The organism is Streptomyces sp. NPDC059524, assembly GCF_042749255.1.
Classification (GTDB): domain Bacteria; phylum Actinomycetota; class Actinomycetes; order Streptomycetales; family Streptomycetaceae; genus Streptomyces; species Streptomyces xanthii.
Window position 1 is genome coordinate 1 of sequence record NZ_JBHYTK010000263.1, and the last position, 6,625, is coordinate 6,625.

6 protein-coding genes are annotated in these 6,625 nt (G+C 69.3%); 2 read left to right on the top strand and 4 right to left on the bottom strand.

The features are described 5' to 3' along the window. Positions 1-184: hypothetical protein (locus ACFW9D_RS37505; RefSeq protein ID WP_384629882.1), on the bottom strand; the 184-nt coding region annotated here is incomplete at its 3' end. Positions 185-840: 656 nt separating this feature from the next. Here ACFW9D_RS37505 and ACFW9D_RS37510 point away from each other — a divergent pair. Further along, positions 841-1,734, top strand: a complete 894-nt coding sequence (locus ACFW9D_RS37510; protein ID WP_384629884.1) for an aminoglycoside phosphotransferase family protein — start codon at positions 841-843, stop codon at positions 1,732-1,734. Positions 1,735-2,150: 416 nt separating this feature from the next. On the opposite strand, the gene ACFW9D_RS37515 is transcribed toward ACFW9D_RS37510, so the two are convergent. Together ACFW9D_RS37515 and ACFW9D_RS37520 are read right to left on the bottom strand one after the other, a co-directional pair. Next, positions 2,151-2,828, bottom strand: coding sequence for a CPCC family cysteine-rich protein (locus ACFW9D_RS37515; RefSeq protein ID WP_384629886.1), 678 nt, complete (start codon positions 2,826-2,828; stop codon positions 2,151-2,153). Between the two features lie 171 nt (positions 2,829-2,999). Further along, a complete protein-coding gene (locus tag ACFW9D_RS37520) occupies positions 3,000-3,317 on the bottom strand; it encodes a hypothetical protein (protein ID WP_384629888.1) in 318 nt (105 codons plus the stop codon). A 1,223-nt stretch (positions 3,318-4,540) separates the two neighbouring features. On the opposite strand from ACFW9D_RS37520, the gene ACFW9D_RS37525 reads away from it, so the two are divergent. Beyond that, on the top strand, positions 4,541-4,732 hold the full coding sequence (locus ACFW9D_RS37525; RefSeq protein ID WP_384629890.1) for a hypothetical protein: 192 nt from the start codon (positions 4,541-4,543) through the stop codon (positions 4,730-4,732). A gap of 401 nt (positions 4,733-5,133) precedes the next feature. Here ACFW9D_RS37525 and ACFW9D_RS37530 read toward each other — a convergent pair whose 3' ends face one another. Further along, the gene (locus ACFW9D_RS37530) at positions 5,134-6,561 is read right to left on the bottom strand and encodes an amidase (protein WP_384629892.1); all 1,428 of its coding nucleotides are present in this window, start codon (positions 6,559-6,561) and stop codon (positions 5,134-5,136) included. Positions 6,562-6,625 lie beyond the last annotated feature (64 nt).

The following is a 6,625-nucleotide window of genomic DNA, read 5'->3' on the forward strand; positions in this document are numbered from 1 at the left end:
CGTACGCGGTCACGGCCCTGCGGGTCACCTTCGGGTAGCCGAGGCGGAGCGCGGCCTCGGCCGACTCGAGGCACGGCTCGGCGGTGACGAGGTCAGTAATGCGGTGCCCGCGCAGGCGGGACAGGGCGCGGACCGCGGCGGTGAACGACCTGCCGTGCTCGTCCATGACCGTCTGCGACGTCACGGCCGGATCGACGTCGAGGGGCCACCGGCGCGATCGGGGACATCGACGGCGGCGTCATGGCCGGCCGCAACTGACCTGCTTGGCCTGAGACTTCACGCCGACCCCAGGGCGGACGGTTCCCAGGCCCCACACCCCTCTCTGAAGGAGCGCAACATGAGCGACGTAGGAGTGACCCCGTAGCTCGTAGGTGACTTCCCGTCCCCGCCTGCCGAGTTGCTGGCAAGTGTGGAGGGGCGCCATCGCAACATTGAGCTTGTCCTCGGACACCGGATTAATCCAGATCAACGGGCCGGCCCCGGACGGATCAACGATGGGGACCGGCCACTTACGTGGCCGCTCCGCACCGTCGCTCTGCCCCTTCCGCACATAGCCGAGCGCCATGCACCACCAGTCGTCCAAAGCACGGTGATCCCGGGCATCAAGGGCGATGTCCTTGACACGGGCAGGAGCCCTGTCCTTGTCAGTCACGGGCCCCATGGAAGCACGACGTCAGAGCATGTCCTGCCACAGGGCAAACAATTGCCTGATGCGGCACCAGCGTGCTCAAAGGCCACCTATCGCGCACAGTCACACTACGTGGCCTGTCGCATCGCGGGCTGAGCGTTCTCAGCGAAGGGTGAGTGGCCGCTCCGCCTGCATCAGTACTGTGACTTCGCATGACCGACGCCGAGATCAAGATCACCGCAGGCCTGGTCCGCGACCTGCTGCAGGAGCAGCATCCAGACCTTGCGGGGCTCGCTGTCCGCGAGGTGACGGGTGGCTGGGGCAATCAGATGTGGCGCCTCGGGGACGAGTTGGTCGTGCGTATGCAGCGCATGGACCCCACCCCGGATCTTCAGCTGAAGGAGCGGCGGTGGCTGCCCGTGCTGGCCCCGCGCCTGCCGCTCCCGGTGCCGACCCCGGTACGTTTCGGCGAACCGTCCGCGCGCTTCCCCAGGCACTGGACCGTCATGTCGTGGGTTCACGGCGAGCCGCTGGACTACTCCTCGATCAGCCGCAGCGACCACGCGGCCGACACCCTGGCAGGCTTCCTGAAGGCACTCCACGTGGAGGCGCCCGTTGACGCACCGATCGGCAAGGACCGCGGCGACCACCCCAAGAAGTGCGCTGACGCCTTCGACCAATTCTTCCACACCGTCGTCCGCGACGGCCTCGCTGACGATGTCCGGGCCGTCTGGGACGACGCTGTCGCGGCACCCGAGTGGGAGGGGCCGCCGCTGTGGGTGCATGGCGACCTGCATCCGGCGAACGTCGTCGTTTCGGACGGGACGCTCTCGGGCGTGATCGACTTCGGCGACATGTTCGCTGGCGATCCGGCGTGGGACCTCGCCGCGGCATGGGTCATCCTTCCCGCAGGCGCCACCTCACGCTTCTTCGACGCATACGCGCAGGCGGACGAAGGGACGATCCAGCGCGCCCGCGGGCTGGCCGCCCTGAAGAGCCTGTTCCTCATGCTGATGGGCCAGAACGGCGACCAAGGTCTCCCCGGCGGCAAGCCGACGTGGGGACCCGCAGGCCGGGCAGCGCTCGATCGTGTGCTGAGAGGCTGATGCAGTTCCGAGTGACGAGCCTCAGGGATTCGCCCCACTCCCAACCGTGCGGTCTTGCGCGACTCGGTGCTCAACTTTCGGTGAGAACGCGCAATCTTGGCTGCGCGAGGTCAGCGACCGAGGCCGCCTGCACGGTAGGTGCCCCGGATGGACAACTCCGATGCACGGATTCGGCCCGCCTGTTGCACCGAGCGCAAGCTGACGCGTCTGCTTGCGGTGCCTCCCGGGCTGAGGGGACCAACGCAGCAGAAGAGCACCTGGGACCTGCGCGTCGAAGAATTCCACCAACCGGTCGAAGACCGTCTGAACGTCGCTGGCACGAACTCCGGCCCTTCAAGGCGCGGGCATGAATGCTGGTGCTGCCGGCTGGGGCTAGGTGAGCGATGGCTTGCCCTGTTGCGGGCACCAGCCCAGAGCTACTGGTCGTAGATGACGCTGAATTCCTGGGTCGTCCCCGCGTACCGGACCAACTGTTCGCGGAGCGCAGTCGCAGCCAGGGGTGCTCGGCGTTCCAGTTCTGCCCAGTGGACGAAGCGCAACAGCCTGGGCATCTCGATGAGGCCGGTGATCGCATCCCAGAATGCGGCCCAGTTCATCCCGTAGAACGCAGGGAAGCCGAGTTCCCGCTTGAGAACGTCGTGAAGGTCGCGGTCACTGCTGACTGGCCCAACATCGATCACCACCACGTCCGGCACCTCCGGCTCCGGCACCTCAGCGGCTCCCCAGAAGGACGGGAGCCACCAGCACAGGACCGACGGAGTGACGGGCCAGGGACGATGCGTGCCACTCCTCCAGTCCTCGAAGAAGTCCTCGGCCGGGTCGATCGGACGCCAATCGGGATCAAGCGATTCATCGCCTGCAGGCGGTCGCGTGAACCGTCCGCCCTCCCGGTCACAGGCGCCGAAGGCCTGGAAGTTCTTTTGGGCCTTAACAAGTGACACGCGGTTGGCGCCACCCGGCATGAACGGCCAGCGGAACTGCTGCGCATCGTCTTCCCAGAAGCAGATCGGGCAGATGGCGAACGATCCGGGCCACCCGTCCTCGATGTCGAAGACGAGATGACCGCAGCAGGGGCAGGGCCGACGGGTATCCACCGATGCAGTCTGGCTCGAAGAGCCGGCTCGGGGCGACCTGGTTTTCCGGGAAACGATCACCAGCCGCACTCACGCACCTGCCATGGCCCGTCACGCGGCGGGGACACACCATTCCGCCACCACCCGTTCGCCTCTCCGGGCTTCGGAGGAAACGCGGGCAGCGAAGGCTCTTCAGATCCAGTTTCCCCAGCCGAACGTGGCGATGTAAGCCCGGCGGACGGCATCCCAGCCACGGCCACTGCCGATGTGAATCACTGCCAGTGCAAGAAGGAACCAGGCCGTGAAAGCCCCAGCAATGATCAAGGTCCATCGAGGGCCGGAGAAGCCGGCGACCACGATCAAGGCGATGACCGTCACTCCCAAGCCCACGTGGGCGGCGGGCAGATCTGAACGCAGCGCCTCACGCACAGAGTGGCGCTCTGTCTGCATGTCCCGGGTGTACTGAGAAGCCGAGGCTTCGCCGTTCTCCCGCTCAGAGCTGTGTTCCATGAGTAGGCCCCCCTGTAGATCCGGCTGCGTCTGCAACCCGAGCAGCCTATTCAGTGCCGTGGACGGCCCGCCCCGACCAGAACCAACCTTCTTGACGACCCAGCCCTGCACAAGCGGTCGCGGAGGCAGGCGACACCCGCACCTCCCGGTCGAGCAACACCTCCCGCACGTACTGGTGGATCAACCGCTCCCGCGAGGCCATGCTGATCCGCGACCGGCGCAGACACTGCTCGTGCACCGCCCGGATCGCCTCCGCCACCTCGGTCGTCGCCGAGGGCCGGCCTGCCCGGTCCGCCGGCCGTCGGCCAGCCCGACCAGGCCCGGACTCCCGATAGCGGGGGCCATCCGCTTCAGGGTGCGCTCGCTGACCGACTCCAGCCCGAGCCGGGCGGCCTCGACCTGTGACAGCATGCCGAGCTCGGTGACCCTGGCCAGCTGGCCCTCGCCCAGACTGGTCTTCGCCGGGTCGAAGGCAGGTCGGGGCTCTCCCGGGCGGGCCCAGTGGCGGATACCGCTGCGAAACCCGGTCTCGGCCAACTGCCGTACTCAGTCTCCCTGGTGCGCAGCAGGTGAACGGCCTACGGCGCCTCGCTCCCCCGCGACCTGGTCTGCCGGGCCGCGGAGCGCGGGATCGGCACGCTCGCGCCGACCGGCCGCGACACGAAGAGGTCGCCGCCGTGCGTGGTGTCCAGGCCGCCGTCGAACTCAACGGCGGCACAACACCCGCGGCCACTCCCCAGAACCTCCCTCCGCCCCGGGCGGCGGAAGGTTCTGGAGCGGCGGTCACACGGAGAGACACGCACAGGGAAACAAGTCAGGGGGTTGGTGTGGGTGGGGCCGACTTGGTCTCGCCGAGGCTTGGGGAGCGAGTCGGCTCCCGAAGGGCCCCAGGTGCAGGCACACCGGCGGTTACGCGACGGGGTCTCGCCTTCGTCCACGCCGTCGTCGCCACGGCCCACACAGGAACGGCACATGCGACGAAACACTGGGGCTGCTCCGACCGTCACCCTTGACCTGCCCTCGGTGTCCTGGCTCAGACATCCGCCGCGAAGCAGTTCGTTGATCACGTGTTCACTGCCGTGGCGGCCCGCTCATTGTGTTCGCGGAGCAAGCACGTGACGGTGGCGGGTGAGGAGTGATGGCCGCTCTTCGAGCCTGTGGTGATGACGAGCCGCTTGGCGATGCCGGGCAGGCTCATCTCTCGGCCGTGCAGGTGGAGGGCAGTGGACAGCATGGACTCGTCGGTGACGCCCGCGCCGCCGATGGTCTTGCCACGCTTGCGGGCGGGCTCGTGGCGGGCCCTGCGCGCCCTTCATCTCTCCGGTCAGGAACCACGGGCCGACATCGCTGGTCTTCAGTTCCTGGGCGAGCACGGCGCGTTCGATGCCGCGGGCTGCACGCAGGCCGGTCCGTGACGCTCACCAGCCGATCGGCAACGCGGTCACCCCCGGCACGTCGATCCGGATCGGCTTGGGCGCACGAGACGGGCCCACGGTCCTGGAGATGGCCGACCGGGCCTCTCACCGGAGGAACGCCAACGGGGCTGCGAGCAGTTCTATCGCACCGACACGTCCCGCAGCCGCATCCTTGGCGCCGGCCTCGGCCTGTCCATCGTGCACTTCCTCGTCAACTGTCCGGCGCACCGGACTCAGCATCCTGGCTGGACACTCTGCATGCCCAACGCCAGCTTCGAGGGGCATCGCACCACACATCGGCCGGGCAGAAAGCGCCCTCCCCCGCTGCGGCGCCTGTGGGTACAGATGGACATCCCACCCGTGCAGGGCGCGGCGCGTGCCGGCGCGCCTTCCGCCCCGCCTCACTCGCCGATCACGGGCGCGGGCGGCCTCAGCACGCCCTCCGCCTCCTCCACCAGGCGGGCCGCCGCCAGCAGTCTGTCCTCTCGGTGGTGGGGGGCGGCGAGCTGGACGGAGCAGGGCAGGCCGTCGGGCGCGAGGCCGGCGGGGACGGTGATCGCCGGGTGGCCGGTGTCGTTGAAGACCGAGGTGTATGCGATGGGCAGGGTGCCCTCGCGGACGGCGGTCAGCGTGTCGGGGCCCTCGGCGGGCCATGCGGTGGTCGGCACGGTCGGCAGGAGCAACAGGTCGTAGCGGTCGAAGAGGTCCGCCGTCCACTGATCGAGCTGGGCGCGGTGCAGCCAGTGTGCGGCTGCCTCCTCCGGGGTGAGCTTGCTGCCGTCCTCCAGGAGGCGGGCGAACCACGGCTCGAAGTCGTCGCGGCGGGAGGCGAGTTCGTCGGCGAGCCCCAGACAGCGGTGGTACGCAAGGAGCTTCTGGCGGAGCTGGAAGGGGTGGGGGTAACTGTCGGCGTCGGGCAGGACGGCGTCGTCCTCGCGCACCTCGTGGCCCTCGCCGCGCAGCAGGGCGGCCACCCGTTCCAGGGCGGCGAGCATCTCGGGGCGCGGGGAGGCCACCCCGAGCGTGGTGAGGATCCCGACGCGGAGCGCGGGCAGCGGGGTGTCGAGTGCAGCCACGTACGAGCCTGACGGCGCGGGCAGTGAGAACGGGTCGCAGGCGTCGTAACCGGCGGCGACGTCCAGGTGGAGGGCGGTATCGCGTACGGTGCGGGCCATGCCGGAGAGGCAGGTGTTCTGTGGCCAGTTCGGCAGGCGGACCGGGCCCTGCGGGATGCGGCCGCGGCTGGGCTTGAGCCCGGGGAGTCCGCACAGCGCGGCCGGGATGCGGGTCGACCCGCCCCCGTCGCCGGCCGTACCGAGCGCCACGAGTCCGGCGGCGACGGCCGCTGCGGCGCCTCCGCTGGAACCGCCCGGCGAACGGTCCGGGTTCCAGGGGTTGCGGGTGACACCGAAGGCGTCGTTGGCGGTGTGCACGGCGGCGCCGAGCGGCGGAGTGTTGGTCTTGCCGATGATCAGGGCGCCGGCCGCACGCAGCCGGGCCACGTGTACGGAGTCGCGCGCGGCGGGCGGGGCATCGCGGAATGCGCTGGTTCCGCGCGTCGTGGGGAGACCGGCGGCGTCCTCCAGGTCCTTGACGAGGACGGGCAGGCCGGTGAGCGGACCGGACTGCTCGCCGCGGGCGAGCCGTCGTGTCAGGGCATCGGCGTCGGCACGGGCTCGTTCGGGATCGAGTGCCACGACGGAGTTCAGTGCCGGGTCGACGGTCGCGATGCGGTCGAGGGTGTGGTCGGTCAGTTCCCGCGGGGAGAGCGCGCCGTCGTGGACGAGCGTGACTAGTTCGGTGGCAGTGGCGTAGTTCAGATCTGTCATGGCAGGACGTTCTCCTTGGGCGTGTCGGACGGGCCAGAGGTGTTGGCGGTGTGGGGTGCGGCGG